Below are 22,653 nucleotides of genomic sequence, written 5' to 3' on the forward strand. Positions count from 1 at the left end.
AGGCAGCCGGTAACATCCACCGAGAGGGTGCATCTCCTGGAAGAGGCTAGCCAATGACCGATCAGAAAGTCTATCCGGTACGCGACGACATCGCCGCCAATGCCTGGATCGATCGTGACAAGTATCAGGCCCTGTACAAGCAGTCCGTCGACGACCCCGAGGGGTTCTGGGCCGAGCAGGCCAAGCGCATCGACTGGTTCAAGGCGCCGACGAAGATCAAGCATACCTCCTACGATCCGCATAACGTCGACATTCGCTGGTTCGAGGACGGCACCCTGAACGCCAGCGTGAGCTGCCTCGACAGGCACCTGGAGACACGCGGCGACCAGACCGCGATCATCTGGGAAGGCGACGATCCCAAGGATTCCAAGCACGTCAGCTACCGCGAGCTGTATACCAAGACCTGCCAGCTGGCCAACGCACTCAAGGAGCTCGGCGTTCGCAAGGGCGACGTGGTCACCCTCTACATGCCGATGATCCCAGAGGCGGCGGTGGCCATGCTGGCCTGCGCCCGCATCGGCGCCGTGCACTCGGTGGTGTTCGGCGGCTTCTCCCCCGATGCCCTGGCCCAGCGCATCATCGGCGCCGACTCCAAGCTCGTCATCACCGCCGACGAGTCGGTGCGCGGTGGCAAGCAGGTGCCGCTCAAGGACAACGTCGATGCCGCCCTGACCCGCAAGGGCACCGAGGTGTGCGAGAACGTGCTGGTGGTCAAGCGCACCGGTGGCGAGATCGAGTGGAGGGAGGGCCGCGACCTCTGGTACCACGACCTGGTCGACAAGCAGGCGACCGACTGCCCGGCCGAGGAGATGAACGCCGAGGATCCGCTGTTCATCCTCTACACCTCCGGCTCCACCGGCGCGCCCAAGGGGCTCAAGCACACCACCGGCGGCTACCTGGTCTACGCCAGCCTGACCCACCAGTATATCTTCGACTATCAGGACGGCGAGGTGTACTGGTGCACCGCCGACGTGGGCTGGGTCACCGGCCACAGCTACATCGTCTACGGCCCGCTGGCCAACGGCGCCGTCACGCTGATGTTCGAGGGCGTGCCGAGCTACCCGACCCACGGCCGCATGGGCGAGATCGTCGACAAGCACAAGGTCAACATCCTCTACACCGCACCGACCGCCATCCGCGCACTGATGGCGCACGGCGACGACGTGATGAACTCGAGCAAGCGCGACACGCTGCGCGTGATGGGCTCGGTGGGCGAGCCGATCAACCCCGAGGCGTGGGAGTGGTACTACCGCGTGATCGGCAACTCCCAGTGTCCGATCGTCGACACCTGGTGGCAGACCGAGACCGGCGGCATCATGATTTCGCCGCTGCCGGGCGCCATCGACCTCAAGCCGGGCTCGGCCACGCTGCCGTTCTTCGGCGTACAGCCGGCACTGCTCGACAGCGAGGGCAACGAGCTGAAAGGCGCCGTGGACGGCAACCTGGTGATCAGCGACTCCTGGCCCGGTCAGGCGCGTTCGATCTGGGGCGACCACGAGCGTTTCGTGCAGACCTACTTCTCCACCTACAAGGGCTACTACTTCACCGGTGACGGCTGCCGCCGCGACGAGGACGGCTACTACTGGATCACCGGCCGCGTCGACGACGTGCTCAACGTCTCCGGCCACCGCATGGGCACCGCCGAGATCGAGTCCTCGCTGGTGGCCCACGAAGCCGTGGCCGAGGCCGCCGTGGTGGGCTTCCCACACGACATCAAGGGCCAGGGCATCTACATCTACGTGACCCTGACCGATGGCGTCGAGCCCAGCGACGAGCTCAAGAAGGAGCTGACCCAGTGGGTGCGCAAGGACATCGGGCCGATCGCCTCGCCGGACGTCATCCAGTGGGCGCCGGGTCTGCCCAAGACCCGCTCGGGCAAGATCATGCGCCGTATCCTGCGCAAGATCGCCGCCAACGAGACCGATGGGCTGGGCGATACCAGCACCCTGGCCGATCCGAGCGTGGTGGATGACCTCATCGAGAATCGCGCCAACCGCTGATTTGTCCAGCGTCCCATTGCTAGAAACGACCTCGCCGGCCTTCGGGCCGGCTTTTTCGTCTCAGCCTGCGCTGGCGATGGCCTTGGCCAGCTCGGCCTTGCTCATGCGGCTGCGGCCGGGCACGTCGAGCTGCTGGGCGCGCTCGTAGAGCTCGTCGCGGGAGAGGTTTTCCAACTCGGCCAGCTCGGCGGGCCGACGCTTGCCGCGTGGTGCCGCCTTGCCGTCGCTCTCTCCGGCGGCCCTCTTGCCCGCGCCGCGCTGGCCTGAGGGGCGCTTCTTGGTCTCGCTGCGCTTGGCCGCCGGCTTGCCGCGCCCATCCGGCTGGCCCTTGCCGGTGTCTTCGCGCCTATCCTGGCCGGGCGGGCGCCCTTCGGCGAGGCTCTGCTTGAGCACCTGCATCAGGTCGATCACTTCGCCGCCCTGTTCCGGCTCGACATCGGGCGCGTCCTCCTCGCCCAGGGCGATCACGTCCTCGCCGCGCTCGAGCTTCTCTTCGGCACGCGCGACGATGCGCTGGCTCTGCCGGTCCTGTAGCGCTTCGCGTTCGAGATCCTCCTCGCTCAGCGCCTCGATGGCCTGTTGCATCGCCTTCACTCTGCTCTTGTCGACCTTGGAAGGCTCGGGCAGGTCGATGTCGTCCGGGGTGCGCAGCTCTTCGGCGAAGCGCAGCGTCTCGGCGCGCAGGATGCCTTTCTCGGCAATGATCGCCACCAGATACTCCTTGCCGCGCATGACGAAGGTGGCGATACCGGCGCGCCCGGTGGCCTCCATGCTTTGCGCCAGCAGACGGTAGGCCTTGGTCACGCCCTTGTCGGGGGTCATGAAATAGGCGCGTTCGAAGTACATCGGGTCGATCTCGTCGAGGCCGACGAAGCGCTTGAGATCGATCTCCTGGGACTTCTCCGGCGCCAGCGAATCGAGCTCGCGATCCTCCACCACCACGAATTCGTTCTTCTCGACCTCGTAGCCGCGGATCAGCTCGTCGTAGTCGAGCACGCGCTCCTCCTTCTCGCAGAAGTAGCGCCGCGCCAGCGGTGTGCCGTCGCGGTCGACCATGCGCAGCGACACCGGCTTGGGGCGGTTGGCCGGGTAGAGGTTGACCGGCAGGCTGACCAGACCGAAGGTGATGGTGCCCGACCACAGCGGGCGCGGGCCGCTGGCGTGGAAGCGTTTGTTCTCCTCGCCCTGGGCCGATTCGTCCTTTTCCTTCGTGCGGCGCTTGTCCTTCGGCGTGGGCTTGGTTTTCGATTTCGGGCTAGGCACGCTTGCGCTCCTTCTTGAGGCTGGCCTCGAGCGCCTTGGAGAGATCGTCGGAAGCTTCGCGCCGGCGAATCGGGGTGACCTTGACGCGCTTGCCGCGCCGCTTGGCCTCGATCAGCTCCAGCACCCGCTCGCGATACTCGTCGTGGTATGCCTCGGGGTCGAACTCAGCCTCCAGCATGCCGATCAGCTGGCGTGCCATGTCGAGTTCCTTGGCGTCGAGTGCCTTGCCCTTGGGGGGCTCCAGTGCGTCGACCGGTACCACCTGCTCCTCGTGGCGCAGCGACATCAGCATCGGTACGCCGCGATGCAGACGCAGGGCGCCGACATAGCTCTTCTTGCGCATGACCCAGCGTGCCAGGCCCTCCCTGCCGCTGTTGCCCAGCGCCTCGGCCAGGGCGAAATAGAGCGACTCGCTGCCATCCGGGCCGAGGAAGTAGGGCCGGTCGTACCAGCGGTGGTCGATCACCTGCGGCGGCATGAAGCGGATCACCTCGATATCGCGGCCCGAGTCCGGCTCCAGCGCCTCGAGCTCCTGCTTGTCGAACACCACCAGGCTGCCCTCGTCGGTGCGATAGGCGCGGCGGGTCTCGGCGTGAGGCACGATCTCCTCGGTGTCGGGATTGACCATGGCCTGCTTGACCGGTGAGCGGTCCTTCTCGTGCAGCAGACGGAAGTGCACGCTGCGATCCTGCACCGCGGAGTAGAGCTTGACCGGTACCTCCACGTCACCGAAGCGGATCACGCCTTTCCACATCGCCCGTGCCGCCATCATCGCTTCTCCTTCTGGTAGGCATCTTCCTCATGACATTCGGGGCACAGCGTCTCGCGGCTCTCGTAGCGTGTCTCGACGCAGACCGGACAGATCGGCCGGTCGCAGTAGATGCAGTGGTAACCCGCCTCATAGTGAAAGGTGCGCAGGCAGAACTGACAGGTCTCGGGGCCGGACTCCATCCACCACGGCGCATCGCTCATCTCGTTCCTCCGGGTCGTGATCCAGGCCGTCGTCACTTCACGCCCACGGCCTTGAGCAGCTGGGTATCCAGCGGGCGCGCCGCCTCGTCGAACCCCGCCCAGGGGTCCTCGCCCAGCGCCGAGAGCCGCCGCCGCAGGTTCCCGACGTTGTAGCGGTCGGCGCGTAGCGCGGCGTTGAGCTCGTCCCAGCGGATCGGTACCGCCACCGGGGCGTTCCTGCGTGCGCGCACGGTATAGGAGGCCACCGCCGTGGCGCCGCGGCCGTTGCGCAGGTAGTCGATGAAAATACGCCCTTCGCGCTTGGCCTTGGACATGTTGGTGGTCAGCCGCTTGGGGTCGTCCTTGGCATGCGCTTCGGCCACTCCCTTGGCGAAGGCCTTGGCTTGCTCCCACTCGGCGCTGGGTTCGAGCGGCACCACCAGGTGCAAGCCCTTGCCGCCGGTGGTGCGCAGGAAGGGCGTCAGCCCCAGCGACTCGAGGCGCTCCCGCAGGGTGCCGGCGACGCGCAGGATCTCCTTCCAGGCGATGCCTTCGTCGGGGTCGAGGTCGAATACCAGCCCGTCGGGCTGTTCCAGGTGATCGATGCGGCTGCCCCAGGGGTGGATCTCCAGCGCACCGGCCTGCACCAGGCCGATCAGGTCGGCGGCCGTTTCGACGTAGACGTACTCGGCGCTGCCCTGCTTTTCGGGCACGTCGATACGCGGCACGCTGGCGGGAATGGCGCGGCGCGGGTGCTTCTGGAAGAAGCATTCGTCGTTGCGCCCTTGGGGGCAGCGCACCAATGACAGCGGCCGACGGGCCAGGTGGGGCAGCACCCACTCGTGGATCTGCTCGTAGAAACGCGCCAGGTCGAGCTTGGTCAGGCCCTGCTCGGGAAACAGCACCCGCTCGGGGTGGGTGAGGCGTACGCCGAGCAGTGAGGTCTCGTCCCTGCGCTTGCGGGTGGCTGGCTTGCCCGGGCTGTCGTGCTCTTCCGGCGTGCCTTGGGCGGCCATCTCCTTGGTCGGGGTCATGCGGATCTCCTCCGGGTTGCGATCCTCGCGCAGGCCGCGAAAGGCCGGGTGGCGCAGGCGGCCGTCGCGGGTGCGTTCGGTGAACTCCACCTCGATCACCAGTTCGGGGCGTACCCAGTGCACCGAGCGACCGTCCGGCACGCTGCCGTGGAAGGGCGAACGCTTCACCTCGAGTGCCTGCAGGGTGGCGCTCAGCCGCTCCAGCAGGCGGTTGTTGAAGCCGGTGCCGACGCGGCCGGCGTAGACCAGTCCCTGCCTGCCGTAGGCGCCCATCAGCAGCGAGCCGAAGCCGCTACGCGAGCCGCCGGGGTCGGTATAGCCGCCGACGACGAACTCCTCGTGGCTGACGCACTTGACCTTCAACCAGTTGCGGCTGCGCTTCTGCTGGTAGCGGCTGTCGGCGCGCTTGCAGATGATGCCCTCGAGACCCATCTGACAGGCGCGTTCGTGGAAGGCCCTGCCGTGGGTCTCGAGATGGTCGGAGTAGCGAATCGTGCCGTTTTCCATGTCGGCGGCGTCGAGCAGTGCCGCCAGGGTGCGCTTGCGCTCGAGCAGCGGCACGCCGGCCAGGTCGTAGCCTGACAGATAGGGCAGGTCGAACACCTGATAGGCCAGGGCAGCGGTGCGGCCGCTGGACAGCGCCTCCTGCAGGTCGCCGAAGCGGCTGACCCCGTCCTTGCCCATGGCCACCACCTCGCCGTCGAGCAGCGCCGAATCCACCGGCAGCGGCTCTAGCACCCGGGCGATCTCGGGGAAGCGGTGGGTCCAGTCCTTGCCGTTGCGGGTGATCAGGCGCACCTCGCCCTGGTCGATACGCGCGAGCAGACGATAGCCGTCGAGCTTGATCTCGTGGATCCACTCGCCCTGAGCCGGCACCTCGCGGGCCAGGGTGGCAAGCTGCGGTTTCACCTCGCGCGGCAGCTTCGCCCGCCGGGCACCGTCGAGGCCGCTGGGGTCGGGTGGGGCAAGCGTGGCCTCACCCGCATCGTCGGCCGAGCCCCAGGTGTTATCGCGATCCTCGGCGATCTCGCGCATGCTGCGCCCGCTGGCGACGCTCGCGTCAAGTTCCACCGTGAGCGAATCCTCCATGCGCGCCTTGTCGTCGTGGCGCTTGATCATCAGCCAGTTGCGCCCGTGCTTGTCCTGGCGCTTGCCGCTCATGCGGGTCAGCGTCCAACTGCCCTTGAGCCGCTCACCGTCCAGTTCGATGTCGATTCGATCCGGCTTGGGCTTGCCCTTGAGCTGCCAGGTGCCGCGGTCCCATAGCATAACGGTGCCGCCGCCGTAGGCCTTCTGGGGGATGACCCCCTCGAACTCGCCATACTCCAGCGGGTGGTCCTCCACCTCGACGGCCAGGCGCTTCTCGCCGGGCTCGAGGCTCGGCCCCTTGGGCAGGGCCCAGCTCCTGAGCACGCCCTCCTGCTCCAGGCGCAGGTCGAAGTGGTCGTGGCTCGCCGCATGCTTGTGCATCACGTAGAGATTGCCCGCGGCGGCTTCGCTTCGCGCCTCGCCGGCGGGCTCGCGCGTCCGCGTGAAGTCGCGCTTGCGGCGGTACTCCTCGAGTCGTTCCATCGGCTCCATCCTTGGCCGCTGACGCTCAGGCAAAAGGCCTCGCCTCTCAGCCTAGCCCCGCTTGGCGCGGGGGCCAAATCCGTGGCACGCCGCCGCGGCGTTTCCCGGTCTCACCGGCCCGATTCGCCAGCAAGTCATTGGCCTTTGCGTGCCGTTTTGTTTCCCGGGGTTTGGAAGGGTAAAGAATCGTCTTCCTCATGGAACCTTGGGCGGAGGCTACTTATCTTGAGAAGTGTATGGAACACAGGAAAGCCACTGACTGGCTCTCCCTCGCAACTGTCATGGAGATAGACGGATGAAGCGGAATATCTTTGTCGTGGCGCTGGAAGACCAGCAGCGCCAGGAGCTGGAAACTCTACGGCATTCGGAAAAGGTCAAGGTGCACAGCCTGTTGTCGGTCAAGGAGGCTGTCGAGTCGCCCAACTTTTCGTTCAATGCCCTGTTGGATGAGGCACGTAGCAAGCTCGAGTCGTTTTATGGCTCCGTAGACGCCATTGTGGCCCAGTGGGACTTTCCCACGAGTGTGATGGTCCCGATCCTGTGCCGGGAGTACGACATCCCCTCGCCTTCGGTTGAGAGCGTGCTCAAGTGCGAACACAAGTACTGGAGCCGGCTCGAGCAGCAGAAAGTCGTTCCCGAAGTGGTACCGGAATTCTGTGGCGTCGATCCCTTTGCGGAGGACCCGCTCTCTCAGGTCTCTCTGAAGTACCCATTCTGGATCAAGCCGGTCAAGGCGTTCTCCTCGCATCTGGGCTTCAAGATCGAGAACGACGAGCAGTTTCATGCAGCCATCAAGGAGATTCGCGAAGGCATCCGTCAGCTGGGCGACCCCTTCAACGAGGCGCTGAATCATGCCGAGTTGCCCCCGGAAATCCAGCACATGGACGGCAATTCCTGTATCGCCGAGCAACTCGTCGCAGGCGTGCAGGGCGCTCCGGAGGGGACCGTTTATCGCGGTGAATTCAACGTGCACGGCATCATTTCCCAGCCCAGCACGGAGATGAGCGATGCGCCTTACGACCGTATCGAATACCCCAGCCACCTGCCGGAGCCCGTCCACCGTCAGATGATCGAGGTCTCCAGGAAGTTTCTCGAGCATATCGGCTACGACAATGGCTGCTTCAACGCCGAGTTCCTCTGGGATGAGTCGCAAGACAAGCTGTGGCTGATCGAGGTCAACACGCGTATCTCCCAGTCCCACAGCGAGATATTCATCATGGTCGACGGCATGTCGAACCATGAGGTGGCCGTCGATATCGCGCTGGGTGAGCGGCCCTCCCTGGCCAACCGCCTGGGCGAGCATGCCGTCGCCGCCAAGTGCTTCATCCCCTACAAGCACGAGGATGGTATCGTCCGGCGAGTTCCGAGCCGTGAGGAGATCGAGGCGCTTGCCGATCGCTTTCCCGGGACCAAGGTGCGGATCGATGTGCAGCCGGGCGATCGATTGGGCGAGCTGATGCACCAGGACAGCTTTAGCTACCGCCTGGGAACCCTCTATGTTGCGGGTGAGGATCACGAACAGGTCGATCAGCGCTACAAGGCTTGCCTGGAGGCGCTCCAGTTCGAGATCGAACCCATTCAATGAACCCGAAAGGAGGAACCGTGAGTGTCGTAGACTCGTTTCCCTACCAGGTTCGCGAGATAGAGAACGTCTTCATCCCGATGCGTGACGGGGCTCAGCTGGCAGCCAGGATCTGGCTGCCGGAGGAGGCCGAGCGCACGCCGCTGCCGGCAATCATGGAGTACATCCCCTACCGCAAGCGCGATATCACCCGCGGGCGGGATGCCGCCAACCATGCCTACCTGGCCGGACACGGCTATGTCTGTGTCCGGGTCGACATGCGCGGCAGCGGCGATTCGGACGGCGTGCTCACCGACGAGTACACCCAGCAGGAACAGGAGGATGGCGTCGATGCCATCGCCTGGCTCGCCGAGCAGCCCTGGTGCGACGGCAATGTCGGCATGATGGGTATCTCCTGGGGTGGCTTCAACAGCCTGCAGGTGGCGGCCAAGCAGCCGCCGGCGCTCAAGGCGATCATCAGCATCTGCTCGAGCGACGATCTCTATGCCGACAACATGCACTACATGGGCGGCTGCCTGCTCGGCGACAACCTGTCCGAGGCGACCGTGATGTTCGCCTTCAATACCCTGCCGCCAGACCCTCAGATCGTCGGCAACCGCTGGCGCGACATGTGGTTCGACCGCATGGAGAACAGCGGGCTGTGGCTCGAGCAGTGGATCGAGCACCAGCGTCGCAGCGCCTATTGGTCCACCAGCTCGGTCAACGAGTACTACTCGGCGATCCAGTGTCCGGTCTATGCCATTGGCGGCTGGGCAGACGGCTTCACCAATACCGTGCTGCGCCTAATGCAGCATCTGGAAGTGCCGCGCAAAGGATTGATCGGGCCCTGGGGCCACAAGTACCCCCATCAGGGTATCCCCGGGCCGGCCATCGGCTTTCTACAGGAATCGCTGCGCTGGTGGGATTACTGGCTCAAGGGCAAGGACACCGGCATCATGGACGAACCCATGCTGCGTGCCTGGGAGCAACACAGCGTGCCGCCGGACACCTCGTACGACGAGCGTCCCGGCCGCTGGATAGGTGAGGCGAGCTGGCCGTCCGACAATATCAGCATGCGGCGCTACGGCCTGGGTCCCTATACCATCGCCATGGGCGAGGGGCATGGCGGCCCCCATCAGCAGGAAGGGCATGAAAGCGCGCTGGCGCTGCAGTCTCCCATCAGCGTGGGGCAGTCGGCGGGCAAATGGTGCTCCTATGCCGCCACGCCGGACCTGCCTGGCGACCAGCGCGAGGAGGATGGCGGTTCGTTGATTTTCAGCAGCCGCCAGCTGGCCGAGCCGCTCGAGATCTTCGGCATGCCGATGGTGGAGTTCGAGCTCTCCTGCGACAAGCCGCAGGCGATGCTGGCCGTGCGTCTCTCCGACGTGGCGCCGGATGGCAAGTCGACCCGCGTCACCTATGGCCTGCTCAACCTGTCGCATCGTGACAGCGACGCCGATCCCGAGCCGCTGGTGCCGCATCGGCGCTATCGGGTGCGCATCCCGATGAACGGCATCGCCCAGTGCTTTCCGGTTGGTCACCAGCTGCGCCTGTCGGTCTCGACCTCCTACTGGCCGCTGGCCTGGCTGCCGCCGGAGCCGGCCCAGGTGGACATCTACCCGGACAGCTGCGCGCTGGTGTTGCCGGAGCGAACGCCGGGCGAGGAGGATACGCGGCTGCCCGGCTTCGACGAGCCCGAGGAGGCCCCGCCGCTGGAGACCCATACCTTCTCCGCCAGCGAGCACAACTGGTTGCTGCATCGCGACCTGGCGACCAAGGAGTCGACCCTGGAAGTCATCAACGACCAGGGGCACTTCCGCATCGAGGACATCGGTACCGAGGTGCGCCGCAGTACTCGGGAGTGGTACAGCACCGTCAACGACGACTTCACCTCGGCGCGCGGCGAGACCTATACCGAGCGCTCCTTCAAGCGCGACGACTGGAACGTGGAAATCTACACGCGCAGCATCCTGAGCTGCGACGAGAGCAATTTCTTCGTCCACGCTCAGCTCGATGCCTATGAAGACGACTACCGGGTCTTTTCCAAGAACTGGGAGAAGGTGATTCCCCGCGATCACATGTAGGGCCATGGCCTGCGAATAGCGCCGTCCCCTCGCGGGGCGGCGCTGTTGGCGTGGCGCTGCTGCTGCGACCGCCACGCTGGTCTCGAGTCCCTCACTGGCGCCAGGCGCGCTTGCGACAAATGCCACAAAAAACCCCGGCGGAGCGCCGGGGAAGCGAGGGGCCTACGGAGGGGCATTCGCGATGTGTCGGGAAACGGTGCTCAGGTCTTGGCGCGCAGGTCGCCGTCCTCCGAGCGCTCCAGGAACTGGCGCGTGGTCGCGTCGAGATGCTGGCCGAGCCATTCGGCCATGGCTTCCTCTTCCCTGAGGATATCCTCGCAGATGCGGGCAATTTCCGGCTTGGAGGCCTTCTCCGCCGCCTGGATCAAAGCCTTGTAGCTGGCGATTTCGAAATGCTCGAAGGCGTAGCTGGCGAGGCCGCCCTTGACCACTTCGTCACTGGCCATCATGCCGCCCATGGCCTGGCCGAAGGCTGCCAGCTTGCCGCCGAGGTCCTTCACGGTGGACAGGTCGCTACCGAGCAGCGAGATGCACTGTTCGATCTTCTCCGCCTGGCCGCGTGTCTCGCTCAGGTGTTGCTCGATGCGTGCCTTGAGCTGTGGGTAGTGCTCCAGGCGGCTGGCCTGGGCTTCCAGCATCTTCTCCGCCTGCTTCTCCATGGCATGTGCATCGCGCAGCCAGTCTTCCAGGTGCTTGGGAGTCTGCGGTTCGGTGCCCATGGGCTGTCTCCTTGCGGTTGCGATCGGTGAGGTAGCCGAGCACTTGTACGGGCCGAATCGGCTCCGGATCGCCGGAACCAGGCCCGACGTGACCCGGGCCGATGCCTGTCGGCGACCGTTCAGTGAGTGAGAAGAAGCTGCCGGAGAACACGCTCCGGCAGCTTGGGTGGGTCAAGGCGTTCGCGAGAACGGCATTCAGCTGTTCTTGCCGCCCTTGCGCCCCGCCTCGGAGGCCTTCTGACGATCGTTGGCGAAGTTGCCACCGCTGTGCTGGCCGCCTTTCTGGCCGGCCTGGGAGGCCTTCTGCGGGTCATTGGCGAAGTTGCCACCGCTGTGCTGGCCGCCTTTCTGGCCGGCCTGGGAGGCCTTCTGCGGGTCGTTGGCGAAGTTGCCGCTACTACGCTGGCCACCCTTGTGGCCGGCTTCTGAGGCCTTCTTGGGATCGTTGGCGAAGTTTCCGGGATTCTGGTTGCGCTGTGCCATGGTAATCTCCTTGAATCCTTTCCGCATGAGCATTCATGCATGTACTTCCATTTACCGGGAATCCGGCACTGCTGGCGTTTGCCATCGTCTTTGAAGATAGAAGCCGCTTTTAACGCTCATCAAGGGGGTTGCTGTTTCCAAGTGAAAAGAAAGTTGTCCCGGTTCGCTTGCGGTTCCCTCGCCGCCGGCGTTGGCCAAAGCGTTGTCGACAACATGCTTCATTCGCTTGGGAAGCGCCTTGGCATGGGGTAACATGCGGTGAACAGTTAAGAGCCCAAGTGGCGGCCCCAGGCCCCGAGCTCGAGGAACCGGAGGAGAATCCATGGCCTTTGCCCAGAAATTCATCGTTGCCGATGACCATCCGCTGTTCCGTGCAGCGCTGACGCAGGCACTGCGCCAGCTGGCGCCCCAGGCCGAGATCGTCGAGTCCGACACCATGGAGGCCACCTGCGAGGTCGTCACGCGCCACCCCGATGCCGACCTGATCCTGCTCGACCTGCATATGCCGGGTGCCCATGGTTTTTCGGGCCTGATCCAGCTGCGTGGCCAGACCCCCGACATTCCGGTGGCGGTGGTGTCCGGCAGCGACGAACCCCATGTGGTGCGTCGTGCCATCGATTACGGGGCCTCGGGCTTCATCCCCAAGTCCTCTTCGTTGCAGCTGATCGCCGAGGCGGTGGGCGAGATCCTCGACGGCGAGGTGTGGCTGCCCCAGGAGCTGGCCGATGCCCTGGGCGATGCCAACGAGGAGGAGACCCGCTTCGCCGAGGCCATCGCCTCGCTGACGCCGCAGCAGTTCCGTGTGCTCAACATGCTCACCGAAGGCCTGCTCAACAAGCAGATCGCCTACGAGCTGAACGTCTCCGAGGCCACCATCAAGGCCCATGTCACCGCTATTCTGCGCAAGCTGGGCGTGCACTCACGCACCCAGGCGGTCATCGCGGCGCAGAAGCTCGAGGTGGAGCCGCCCAAGGTCGAATCCTAGCTTCGAGCTTCGAGCTTCGAGCGAGGGGCCCACGATCATGTCGTGGGCCCCTCGTGTTTTGCATGCTGCCCGTGGCCCGTGGCCCGTTGCCCGTTGCCCGTTGCCCGTTGCGTTAGGCGCTAGGCGCCCGGCTGGCCTGCAGCGTACGGGTCAGCAGGGCACGCAGCGCGGCGGGGCGCACCGGCTTCTGCAGCAGGTGGTAGCCGCTGCGGCGAATCTCCTCGGCGACCTCCTCGGTGCGATCGGCGGTGATCACGATGCCCGGCACCGCGCCCTGCAGCCGTTCGCTGAGCGCCTCCAGCGCCATCAGGCCGGTGACCTCGTTGTCGAGGTGGTAGTCGGCGAGTATCGCATCCGGCTCGCCGTCGAGGTTGCGCAGCACCGACTTGGCCCCGCCGATGGTGGTGGCGGTGTAGACCTCGCAGCCCCACCCCGACAGCATGGCGCGCATGCCCTCGAGGATCAGCGTCTCGTTGTCGATGCACAGGATGCGGGTCCCCGCCAGCTTGTTGCCCACGCGGCGCGGCGAGGCGGCTTCCTCGGCACGCTCGGCGGCGCTGCGCGGCGCCACGACCGGCACGCTGACCGAGAACATGGTGCCGACGCCTTCCCGCGAGAAGACCTTGATCGGATGGTCGAGCACGCGACTCATGCGATCGGCGATCGACAGCCCCAGGCCCAGGCCCTTCTCGCTCTCCTTGTGCCGTGTGGCCTGGTCCAGACGGCGGAACTCCTGGAAGATCTCGGCCTGCTTGGACTCGGGAATGCCCGGGCCCGAGTCCCACACCTCGATGGTCAGCCGCGAGCTGCGGCGACGGCAGCCCAGCAGCACCCGGCCCTCCTGGGTGTAGCGCAGCGCATTGGAGAGGAAGTTCTGCACGATTCGGCGCAGCATCTGCGGGTCGCTGTCGACCCATTGCCGGGTCGGCACCACCACCAGGTCGAGGCCGCGATCCTCGGCCATCACCTCGAACTCGGCGCGCAGCGGCTGGAAGATGTCGGCCAGGGCGAAATGACTGCGTCGCGGGGTGAGGGCGCCGGCATCGAGCTTGGAAATGTCGAGCAGGGTGCCGAGCAGTTCCTCGGCCGCCTGCAGCGAATTGTCGATGTGGCCGATGGTGCGCTTCATGTCGTCGGCGTCCATCTCGTGAGACAGCGCCGAGGTGAACAAACGGGCGGCGTTCAACGGCTGCAGCAGGTCGTGGCTGGCGGCGGCGAGGAAGCGCGTCTTGGAGGCGTTGGCGTCCTCCGCCACCTGCTTGGCCTGGCGCAGGGCCTGCTCGGCCTCGGCGCGCACGCGGTTCTCCTGGCGCAGGGCGGTGTTGGCCTCGGATAGCGCCTGGGTGCGCTCGCGCACGCGCTCCTCCAGGGTCTCGTTGGTCTCCTTCAAGGCGATCTCCGCCAGGCGCCGCTCGGTGATGTCCTGGTAGAGCGCAAAGAAGCCGAGGATGGCGCCGCTGTCGCCGAAGTGCGGGGTGTAGGTCACCAGCATGTAGCGCAGGTCGTCGGCGATACGCATCGACACTTCGAAGCTGACCCGCTCGCCGGCCAGGGCGCGGCGGATCCAAGGGTCGCGCTCGCGGGCCATCTCCTCGCTGATGACGGTCTCGAGGGGCTTGCCGATGACCTCGTTGCGGTCGATGCCGAAGGCCTGCTCGTAGGCGCGGTTGGTGAAGAGGTAGCGGCACTCCTTGTCGAAGTAGGCGATCAGTGCCGGCACGTTGTCGGTGTAGATGCGGATATTGTTCTCCGAGCGGATCAACGCCTCTTCGATGCGCTTCTGCTGGGTGATGTCCTGGTAGGTGTAGACGAAGCCGCCTCCCGGCATGGGGTTGCCCTGGACCTCCAGCACGCTGCCATCCTGGCGGTAGCGCACGTAGCGGTGGGGCTGGCCGTCGCGGATATTGTCGATCAGCAGTTGGACGTGTTCCTCGGGGTCGCCGGGACCGTACTCGCCGTTATGGGCGTTGTAGCGGAAGATCTTGTCCATCGGCGCGCCCACCCGGATCAGGTGATCGGGAAAGCGGAACAGCTCCAGGTAGCGCTGGTTCCACACCACCAGGCGCATGTTCTGGTCGACCACGCTGATGCCCTGGTTGATGTTCTCGATGGTGGCCTGCAGCAGGGCGCGGTTGAACTCCAGCACCTGGGAGGCCTCGTCGACGATTGAGATCACGTCCGAGATGCCGATGCCGCGCCCCTGCAGCGCCGAGTTGACCACGATGCGCGCCGAGGAGGCACCGAGCACCGAGGCCAGGAAGCGTTCGGTGAACTGGATCACGTCGATGGAGGCGCGGTTGCCGTCCTCCAGCGGCTTGCCGGTGCGCCGCGCGTAGTCGTCGAAGGCGCGAGTCACCTGGCCGGCGGCGAGGAACCGCTCGCACAGTACCTTGAGATCGCCGACGGTGGTGGCGCCGGTCCAGGGGCGGTTGACCGAGGTCTGGCGGGTCTCGACGCTGTCGACGAACAGCGAGGCCTGGATGCGCTCGACCACCCGCTGCGAGGTGATCTGCGAGACGAAGATGTAGCAGAACAGGTTGACCCCGAGCGAGAGCATCACCCCATGGGTGAAGGAGTCGCCGAAATTGAGCCCGAACAGCGCGGTCGGGGTCAGCCAGGGATGGTCGAAGGGGCCGCCAACGAGCCACTCGGCCGGTAGCACGCCGGCCTGGATCATGCCCGGCATCAGCAGGCTGTAAGCCCAGATGGCGAACCCGGCGTTCATGCCCACCACCACGCCGAGGCGGTTGCCGCGCTTCCAGTAGAGCCCACCGAGCAGGGCCGGGGCGAACTGGGCCGCCGCGGCGAAGGAGAGCATGCCGATCGAGGCCAGCGAGGTGAACTCGCCGATCAGGCGGTAGAAGCCGTAGGCCAGCGCCAGGATCACCCCGATGGTGATGCGCCGTGCCTGGAGCACCAGGCGACCGTAATCGCGCGGACGGGCATCCAGCCAGCGCAGGCGGAACAGCAGCGGGATCACGATCTCGTTGGAGATCATGATCGAGACCGCCACCGTGGCCACGATCACCATGCCGGTGGCGGCGGAGAAGCCGCCGATGTAGGTGAGCAGGGTCAGCCACTGCTGGCCGGCGGCCATCGGCAGCGCCAGCACGAAGGTGTCGGGTTCCACCGAGCCGTCGGGGAACAGGGCCAGGCCGGCGGCGGCGATGGGCAGGATGAAGAAGGCGAAGGCCACCAGATAGAGCGGGAACAGCCAGCGCGCCTTGGCAGCATCATTGGGGTGGGTGTTCTCCACCACGGCGACGTGGAACTGGCGTGGCAGGCAGAAGATCGCCAGCATCGCCAGCAGCGTCTGGGCCCAGAAGCCGCGGCCGAAATCCTGGTCGGCGAGCTGACGCTGCAGCTCCATCTGGGTGTCGGCGATGGCCATCAGCTCGCCGAGGCCATCGAACATGCCCCAGGTGACGTAGGCGCCCAGGATCAGGAAGGCCAGCAGCTTGACCATCGACTCGAAGGCGACGGCGTGGATCAGCCCCTCGTGGTGCTCGGTGGCGTCGGTGTGGCGGGTACCGAACAGAATGGCGAAGGCGGCCATCACGATGGCCACGAAGAAGGCCGTATCGCCGAAGAGCGGGGTGTGGGTGATGTCCGCTGCTTCCGTCAGCACGGCGAACGAGGTCGACACGGCCTTCAACTGCAGGGCGATGTAGGGCAGCGTGCCGATCAGCGCGACCAGGCTGGCGAAGGCGGCCAGGGACTGCGCCTTGCCGTAGCGCGAGGCGATGAAGTCGGCAATCGAGGTGACGTTCTGCCGCTTGGCCACGCGGATCATCTTGGCCAGTATCGGCCAGAACAGCAGGAAGGTGAGGATCGGGCCGACGTAGATGCTGGCGAAGGACCAGCCCGCGGTGGCGGCTTGGCCGACCGCACCGTAGAAGCTCCAGGAGGTACAGTAGATGGCCAGCGCCAGGATGTAGATGACCGGGCGCTGACGGCTGGCGCCGCGCCGACGCGCGTTGCGGTCTCCCAGCCAGGCGATGCCGAACAGGATGGCGATGTAGAGCAGTGAAACGGCGATCAGCAGCCAACCGGCAAACATGTTTCCTCCCCCCGGCATGTGCCGACCATTCTAAAGGGATATCGGCCCGAGGACACTCGGGCCGAGGGGTGGCGTTGGCCGGCTGCGGCGATTCACTCGGCGGCGCAGACTGCCCGATAGAGGCCGGACTCACGGTCCAGCTCGCGCAGGGCATCGATCTGCGGCTGGCGGCTACCGTTGATGAGCGGCACCAGTTCGGCCGAGGAGCAGTTCATCAGGTACGGCTGGTGCTCCAGGCGGTCCACATAGTCTTTCTCGAAGCGATACAGAATGAACTCGACCAACGGGTGGTCGTCGGTCTGGCGTCGCTCCATGCTGCTGTGATCGACCACGCTGAAGCCGACCGTCAGGGGGACGGCGTAGGTCCACGGGCGCCAGAACATCCGGTCCTGCTCGGTTTCGACCACCTGCGCCGTCGCCGGCAGCTGATCGCGCTTGTGCTCATACCAGCTGTACTCATGGTTGATCTGATAGCCAAGGATGCCGAGGCCGGCAAAGACCGGGACGATCCAGCGGGGCAGCCGCTTGCCGCTCAGGGTGCGCAGCAGAAGTCCGATGCCCGCGGCGCCCAGTCCGGCGAAGACCGCCGCGATCAAGTGCCAAATCATGTTGGGAGCTTCCTGACAGCCATCGGGCTTCCCGAAGGAAGCCCGATGGGGGATGGGTTCCGGCGCCGGGACGACGCCGGGGTAGGATTATGACTCAGTGGTCGACCGCCATGCCAGCTCCCTTGGGATAGCGAACGCTCTCCACCAGGTCCTGGATCTCCTGGGGCGGCTCCTGGGTGGCCTTGGAGAGGGCGAAGGCCACGGCGAAGTTGATCATTGCGCCCACCGCACCGATGGAGAGCGGCGAGATACCCAGCACCCAGTTGTCCGGGGTGTCCGGCAGGTTGTTGGTGCCGGGGATGAAGAACCAGCCCTTGTAGATGAAGATGTAGACCACGGTGAAGATCAGACCGGCCAGCATGCCGCCGATGGCACCGACGTTGTTCACCCGCTTGGAGAAGATGCCCATCATCAGCGCCGGGAACAGCGAGGCGGCGGCGATACCGAAGGCCAGTGCCACCACCTGGGCGGCGAAACCTGGCGGGTTGGCCCCGAGGTAGGTGGCCACCACGATGGCAACGGACATGGAGATTCGCGCCGCCAGCAGCTCGCCCTTCTCGGAGATGTTGGGATTGATCGAGCCCTTGATCAGGTCGTGACTGATCGCCGAGGAGATGGCCAGCAGCAGACCCGCGGCCGTCGACAGGGCAGCCGCCAGACCGCCCGCGGCGATCAAGCCGATGACCCAGCCGGGCAGGTTGGCGATCTCCGGGTTGGCCAGTACCAGGATGTCGTTGTTGACGGTCAGCTCGTTGCCTTCCCAACCGCGGTCGGCGAAGTCGGCGCTGCCGTTGTAGAACTGGATGCGACCATCGTCGTTCCTGTCCTCGAAGGAGATCAGGCCGGTCTCCTCCCAGGTGCGGATCCAGTCGGGACGATCCTCATAGAGGATGGGGTTGGTAGCGGCTTCCTCCATGTTCCCGACCTGTCCGGCCATTTCCGGGTAGATGGTGGTGGCGAGGTTCAGTCGCGCCATGGAGGCCACGGCGGGAGCGGTCAGGTAGAGAAGGCCGATGAAGACCAGGGCCCAGCCGGCGGACCAGCGAGCGTCGGCTACCTTCGGCACGGTGAAGAAGCGGATGATGACGTGGGGCAGACCGGCGGTACCGATCATCAGCGTCAGGGTGAACAGCACCATGTTGAGCTTGTTGTCCACGTCCGCCGTGTACTCGTTGAAGCCCAGTGCGGTGACCACCTCGTTGAGCTTGGTCAGCAGCGGTACGCCGGATTCGGCATGACTGGAGAACAGGCCCAGCGGCGGGATCGGGTTGTTGGTCAGCTCCAGGGAGATGAACACCGCCGGAATGGTGTAGGCGACGATGAGCACGATGTACTGTGCCACCTGGGTGTAGGTGATGCCCTTCATGCCGCCGAGTACCGCGTAGAAGAAGACCACTACCGCCGCGATGATCAGGCCGGTGGTGGCGTCGACCTCCAGGAAGCGCGAGAAGGCCACGCCGGCCCCCGCCATCTGGCCGATGACGTAGGTCACCGAGGCCACGATCAGGCAGATGACCGCGACCAGTCGGGCCTGCTTGCTGTAGAAGCGGTCACCGATGAATTCGGGCACGGTGAACTTGCCGAACTTGCGCAGGTAGGGCGCGAGCAGCATGGCCAGCAGTACGTAACCACCGGTCCAGCCCATCAGGAACGTCGAGTTGGCGTAGCCGCCGGCGGCGATGAGGCCCGCCATGGAAATGAACGAAGCGGCCGACATCCAATCGGCGCCGATCGCCATGCCGTTGGTGACGGGGTGAACCCCGCCCCCGGCAACATAGAAGTCTTTGGTCGAGCCCGCCTTCGCCCATATCGCGATGCCGATGTAGATCGCAAACGAGCCTCCGACGAAGAGGACGTTGATGGCAAATTGACTCATGCTGGCTTACTCCCCGAGGCCGAACTGCTGGTCGAGCCGATTCATCTTCCAGGCATAGAAGAAGATCAGCACGATGAAGGTCAGGATGGATCCCTGTTGGGCAAACCAGAAGCCCAGGTCGGTACCGCCGACAGGAATACCTGACAGCAGGGGGCGAAACAGGATGGCGCAGCCGTAGGAGACGAATGCCCAGACGATCATACAGCCGGTTATCAGGCGTAGGTTCGCCTTCCAATATGCAGTCGCGTTGGATTTGTCATCTGCCATAGTGATGCTCTCCACTTGTTGTTAAGGTTGGGAAGTCGCCAAGAGAGTTGTTACCAAGGTCATCAGGGGGAGGCACCAAGCGAGTCGAGCGGTTAGTCGATGACGCCAGCCAGCGCCTGTTGATCCCATGATCCCTGCGGACGAGCCGCACTTCCCACCACGTCTGGTCATCTATCACCGAGCCGCGTTAATTAGGCGCTTTTTCCCCGATGGCTCATTGGCAATAGTGGTCAATAAAACAGAAAAATAAAATCCCAGACTTTCGTATCATGAGCAAACTATAATGCTCTTATCTTCATTTTAATTCTTTAATATCAACGGGTTGGTTTCTTGTTGCATGGCGGGTGCGGTGGTGCTCCCTTTGGTGATAGGACGATTGTCTAGCCTTGGACTTTTGTCTATGCCTCTCACCTGTAAGACCAATGTCTAGTTCTAGTGGCAAGCTTTCGAAAGCCGTTCTCTTTGACGTTGGTCTAGGTTATGTCTGGAAAGTCGGGACTGTTATTCTGCCTCGGTAAGACCGGTTCGATGCGAATGGCGTTGAGCGGGGCGAGGTGTTTCTACAAGTTCGGGCGACAGGGACGTACATGCCCAGGATGGGTGCTCCCTTGGTACCGCGACCTGCCAGCCAGGCCTCACTTTCCGACTCGTTCGAGCGCTGACGGCGATGACGGCCGCACCACGAGGGTTACCACATGGTCGATGTCGATCTTACTCAGCCCCCGTTCTCCTTTTTGAATGAAGAGGGGCGTGAGCGTGTGCGTCATGGCATTGACCTGGCCTACTTCGATCGCGACGAGATCATTCTGGAGACCGGCCAGCCCGGGGAGTATGTGTTCCTCATCCACAAGGGCGAGGTGGCCGAGCTGGATACCACCCAGCCGGGAGCCCGCGAGCGGATCGGCCATTACACGGCAGGCGACCTGTTCGGCGCCATCAGTATTCTCAACGGCAAGAGTCGCTATCGCTTCCGTGCCGAGCAGGAGTGCCTCTGTTACCTGATGCCGAAGGCGCTGTTCCTGCAGCTATGCGACGATTACCCCGCCTTCGCCGAGTTCTTTCGTCAGACCCTGGCCCACAAGACGCGCCTGCTGACCGAGCAGCGCGCCGAGGGCGGGGTGACCATGGCCGGCTTCATGCTGGCCAAGGTCAGCGAGTGCATGCGGCCGCCGCTGTGCATGGGGGCGGAGGCGACCATTGCAGAAGCGGTGGCCAGGCTGCACGAGAGCCACGCCGACAGTCTGCTGGTGGAGAGCGAGCAGGGCGCAGGCATGGTCACCAAGACCGACCTGCTCGAAGCGCTGGTGCTGCAGGGGCGCGAGAAGCAGAGCCCGCTGCGGGACATCGCGCATTTCGCGCTGGTCACGGTGCGCCCCGATCAATACCTGTTCGAGGTGCTGGTGACGATGACCCGCCACAAGGTGGAGCGAGTGGTTGTCCTTGAGCGGGAATCTCCTGTCGGCGTGGTCGAGCTGACCGATGTGCTGAGCTATTTCTCCAGCCGCAGTTATGTCGTCAGCCTGCAGGTGGAGCATGCCGATAGTCTCGATGCCCTGTTTCGTGCCAGCCGTCGGACCCCCGAACTGGTCAAGGCGCTCATGGCGCAAGGCGTCAAGCTGCGCTTCGCCATGGGCCTGCTGGCGGCACTCAACGGGCGCATCATGTCCAAGGCGTGGGGTTTCTTGATCGACGAGCGCTATCACCAGGAGAGCTGCCTGATGGTGATGGGCAGCGAAGGGCGTGGCGAGCAGATCCTCAAGACCGACCAGGACAATGGCCTGATCCTGGCCGATGGTCTCGAATGGCCCGAGGTGGGCGAGCAGATGCAGCGCCTCACCGAGACGCTGATCGAGCTGGGCTACCCGCCTTGTCCGGGCAACATCATGGTCAACAATCCCGAGTGGGTGGGCTCCGTCAGCCAGTGGCGCGAGCGCATTGCCCGCTGGGCTCGGAGACGCGATGGCGATAGCCTGATGAAGCTCGCCATCATGCTCGACTCCCATGCGGTAGCCGGCAACCCGGCGCTGCTCGAGCGGGTTCGCGAAGCGCTGTTCGAGGAGTGCTCGCGTGACGAACTCCTGCTCTCCTATTTCGCCCGCACGGCGCTGCGCTTCTCCACGCCGCTGACCCTGTTTGGCTCACTCAAGAAGCCCCAGCACGGCATCGACATCAAGAAAGGCGGCATATTTCCCATCGTGCATGGGGTGCGCACCATGGCGCTGGAGCGGCGTATCAAGCCCACCTCCACGCTGGAGCGCCTCGAGGCCTTGGCGGCGGATGGCAGGCTGGAGGAGCGCGTCGCCGAAGATCTGGCCGAGGCGCTGTCGCTATTCACCGAGCTGCGCTTGAAACAGCAGCTCGAACGTCTCGATGGTGACGGCGACGGCAAGAGCCCGGACCGCGTCGTGGTCCAGCAGCTGTCATCGCTGGAGCGCGACCTGCTGCGCGAAGCGCTGCATATCGTCAAGGACTTCAAACAGAGCCTGTCGCAACGCTATCACCTCGAGTATTCCTGAGGGCGCTAGCGGCTGGGCAGGTAGGTACAGAGGAGGTAGGCATGTTTCGAGCGCTGCGCCGGGCCCACGATCGTCGGCGTCATGCGGGTGGCGAGTATGGCTGGCTGTTCCGCCCCTACACCGGGGATGAACTCGTCGCCATCGACTGTGAGACCACCGGGGTCGATACGCGTACTGCCGAGCCCGTCTCCATCGGTGCGGTCAAGGTCCGCGGCGACAGGGTGCTGACCAGCGAGTCGCTCGACCTGCGCCTCCGGCGCCCCGCCACGCTGACCGGCGATTCCATCCGCGTGCATGGCCTGCGCGGCGTCGACCTGGACGACGGCATCGGCCTGGATGAGGCCCTGGCAACCCTGCTCGACTTCATCGGCAACCGCCCGCTGCTGGGCTGGCGCCTCGACTTCGACCTGGCCATTCTCAACCGCCAGCTACGGCCGCGCTTCGGCTTCGACCTGCCCAACAGCGGCATCGACGTGGCGCAGTTGTATCACCGCCAGCAGCGGCGCAGCGTGATGGAGCCCGAGCCGCGTGCGCAGCGCTTCGAGGCGGTGGCCGAGGCGCTCGGCGTGCCGGTCATGGGGCGTCACACCGCGCTGGGCGATGCCGTGACCACGGCGCTGATGTACCTGCGCCTGGAGCGGGCGGGGATGCAGGACCGCCGCGAGGCGTGAGTC

16 protein-coding genes are annotated in these 22,653 nt (G+C 65.0%); 6 read left to right on the forward strand and 10 right to left on the reverse strand.

Translation table 11 applies throughout. The features are described 5' to 3' along the window. Positions 1 to 53 precede the first annotated feature (53 nt). The gene (gene acs / locus I4484_RS04350; protein ID WP_197449793.1) at positions 54 to 2,000 is read left to right on the forward strand and encodes an acetate--CoA ligase; all 1,947 of its coding nucleotides are present in this window, start codon (positions 54 to 56) and stop codon (positions 1,998 to 2,000) included. 60 nt (positions 2,001 to 2,060) lie between these two features. Here the strand turns inward: acs and I4484_RS04355 are convergent, their stop codons facing one another. The 4 genes from I4484_RS04355 to ligD are packed head-to-tail and all read right to left on the reverse strand — an operon-like array spanning position 2,061 to position 6,820. Continuing rightward, complete coding sequence (locus I4484_RS04355; RefSeq protein ID WP_197449794.1) at positions 2,061 to 3,263, reverse strand: Ku protein; 1,203 nt, start codon at positions 3,261 to 3,263, stop codon at positions 2,061 to 2,063. Next, on the reverse strand, positions 3,256 to 4,035 hold the full coding sequence (locus I4484_RS04360) for a Ku protein (protein WP_234283588.1): 780 nt from the start codon (positions 4,033 to 4,035) through the stop codon (positions 3,256 to 3,258). Before I4484_RS04360 ends, I4484_RS04355 begins: the two co-directional genes overlap by 8 nt. Then, positions 4,032 to 4,235, reverse strand: a complete 204-nt coding sequence (locus I4484_RS04365; protein WP_197449795.1) for a hypothetical protein — start codon at positions 4,233 to 4,235, stop codon at positions 4,032 to 4,034. The genes I4484_RS04360 and I4484_RS04365 overlap by 4 nt, the downstream gene beginning before the upstream one ends. A gap of 32 nt (positions 4,236 to 4,267) precedes the next feature. Further along, positions 4,268 to 6,820: a DNA ligase D gene (gene ligD / locus I4484_RS04370; RefSeq protein WP_197449796.1), complete on the reverse strand. Its 2,553-nt coding sequence runs from the start codon at positions 6,818 to 6,820 to the stop codon at positions 4,268 to 4,270. 316 nt (positions 6,821 to 7,136) lie between these two features. On the opposite strand from ligD, the gene I4484_RS04375 reads away from it, so the two are divergent. Together I4484_RS04375 and I4484_RS04380 are read left to right on the forward strand one after the other, a co-directional pair. After that, positions 7,137 to 8,405, forward strand: coding sequence for an ATP-grasp domain-containing protein (locus tag I4484_RS04375; protein ID WP_234283586.1), 1,269 nt, complete (start codon positions 7,137 to 7,139; stop codon positions 8,403 to 8,405). 17 nt (positions 8,406 to 8,422) lie between these two features. Then, entirely contained in the window at positions 8,423 to 10,465 is a 2,043-nt protein-coding gene (locus I4484_RS04380; protein WP_197449798.1) for a CocE/NonD family hydrolase, read from the forward strand. Positions 10,466 to 10,665: 200 nt separating this feature from the next. Here I4484_RS04380 and I4484_RS04385 read toward each other — a convergent pair whose 3' ends face one another. Next, positions 10,666 to 11,184, reverse strand: a complete 519-nt coding sequence (locus I4484_RS04385) for a ferritin-like domain-containing protein (protein ID WP_197449799.1) — start codon at positions 11,182 to 11,184, stop codon at positions 10,666 to 10,668. Positions 11,185 to 11,379: 195 nt separating this feature from the next. Next, positions 11,380 to 11,667 carry a general stress protein gene (locus I4484_RS21025; RefSeq protein WP_197449800.1) on the reverse strand — a complete coding sequence of 96 codons (288 nt, stop codon included), beginning with the start codon at positions 11,665 to 11,667 and terminating at the stop codon, positions 11,380 to 11,382. 322 nt (positions 11,668 to 11,989) lie between these two features. On the opposite strand from I4484_RS21025, the gene I4484_RS04395 reads away from it, so the two are divergent. Next, on the forward strand, positions 11,990 to 12,652 hold the full coding sequence (locus tag I4484_RS04395) for a response regulator transcription factor (protein ID WP_197449801.1): 663 nt from the start codon (positions 11,990 to 11,992) through the stop codon (positions 12,650 to 12,652). Between the two features lie 112 nt (positions 12,653 to 12,764). Here the strand turns inward: I4484_RS04395 and I4484_RS04400 are convergent, their stop codons facing one another. The 4 genes from I4484_RS04400 to I4484_RS04415 form a co-directional block, all read right to left on the reverse strand. Continuing rightward, entirely contained in the window at positions 12,765 to 16,712 is a 3,948-nt protein-coding gene (locus I4484_RS04400; protein WP_197449802.1) for a NahK/ErcS family hybrid sensor histidine kinase/response regulator, read from the reverse strand. A 92-nt stretch (positions 16,713 to 16,804) separates the two neighbouring features. Beyond that, entirely contained in the window at positions 16,805 to 17,320 is a 516-nt protein-coding gene (locus I4484_RS04405; protein ID WP_197449803.1) for a hypothetical protein, read from the reverse strand. 94 nt (positions 17,321 to 17,414) lie between these two features. Continuing rightward, a complete protein-coding gene (locus tag I4484_RS04410) occupies positions 17,415 to 19,196 on the reverse strand; it encodes a sodium:solute symporter family protein (RefSeq protein WP_197449804.1) in 1,782 nt (593 codons plus the stop codon). A gap of 6 nt (positions 19,197 to 19,202) precedes the next feature. Further along, positions 19,203 to 19,463: a DUF4212 domain-containing protein gene (locus I4484_RS04415; RefSeq protein WP_197449805.1), complete on the reverse strand. Its 261-nt coding sequence runs from the start codon at positions 19,461 to 19,463 to the stop codon at positions 19,203 to 19,205. Positions 19,464 to 20,158: 695 nt separating this feature from the next. On the opposite strand from I4484_RS04415, the gene I4484_RS04420 reads away from it, so the two are divergent. Together I4484_RS04420 and I4484_RS04425 are read left to right on the forward strand one after the other, a co-directional pair. After that, the gene (locus tag I4484_RS04420; protein WP_197449806.1) at positions 20,159 to 21,979 is read left to right on the forward strand and encodes a putative nucleotidyltransferase substrate binding domain-containing protein; all 1,821 of its coding nucleotides are present in this window, start codon (positions 20,159 to 20,161) and stop codon (positions 21,977 to 21,979) included. A 41-nt stretch (positions 21,980 to 22,020) separates the two neighbouring features. Continuing rightward, positions 22,021 to 22,650 carry a 3'-5' exonuclease gene (locus I4484_RS04425; protein WP_197449807.1) on the forward strand — a complete coding sequence of 210 codons (630 nt, stop codon included), beginning with the start codon at positions 22,021 to 22,023 and terminating at the stop codon, positions 22,648 to 22,650. The last annotated feature ends 3 nt before the right edge of the window (positions 22,651 to 22,653 follow it).

Origin of the sequence: Halomonas sp. SS10-MC5 (assembly GCF_015992245.1) — a bacterium.
In the GTDB taxonomy this organism is placed as follows: Bacteria; Pseudomonadota; Gammaproteobacteria; order Pseudomonadales; family Halomonadaceae; genus Halomonas; species Halomonas sulfidoxydans.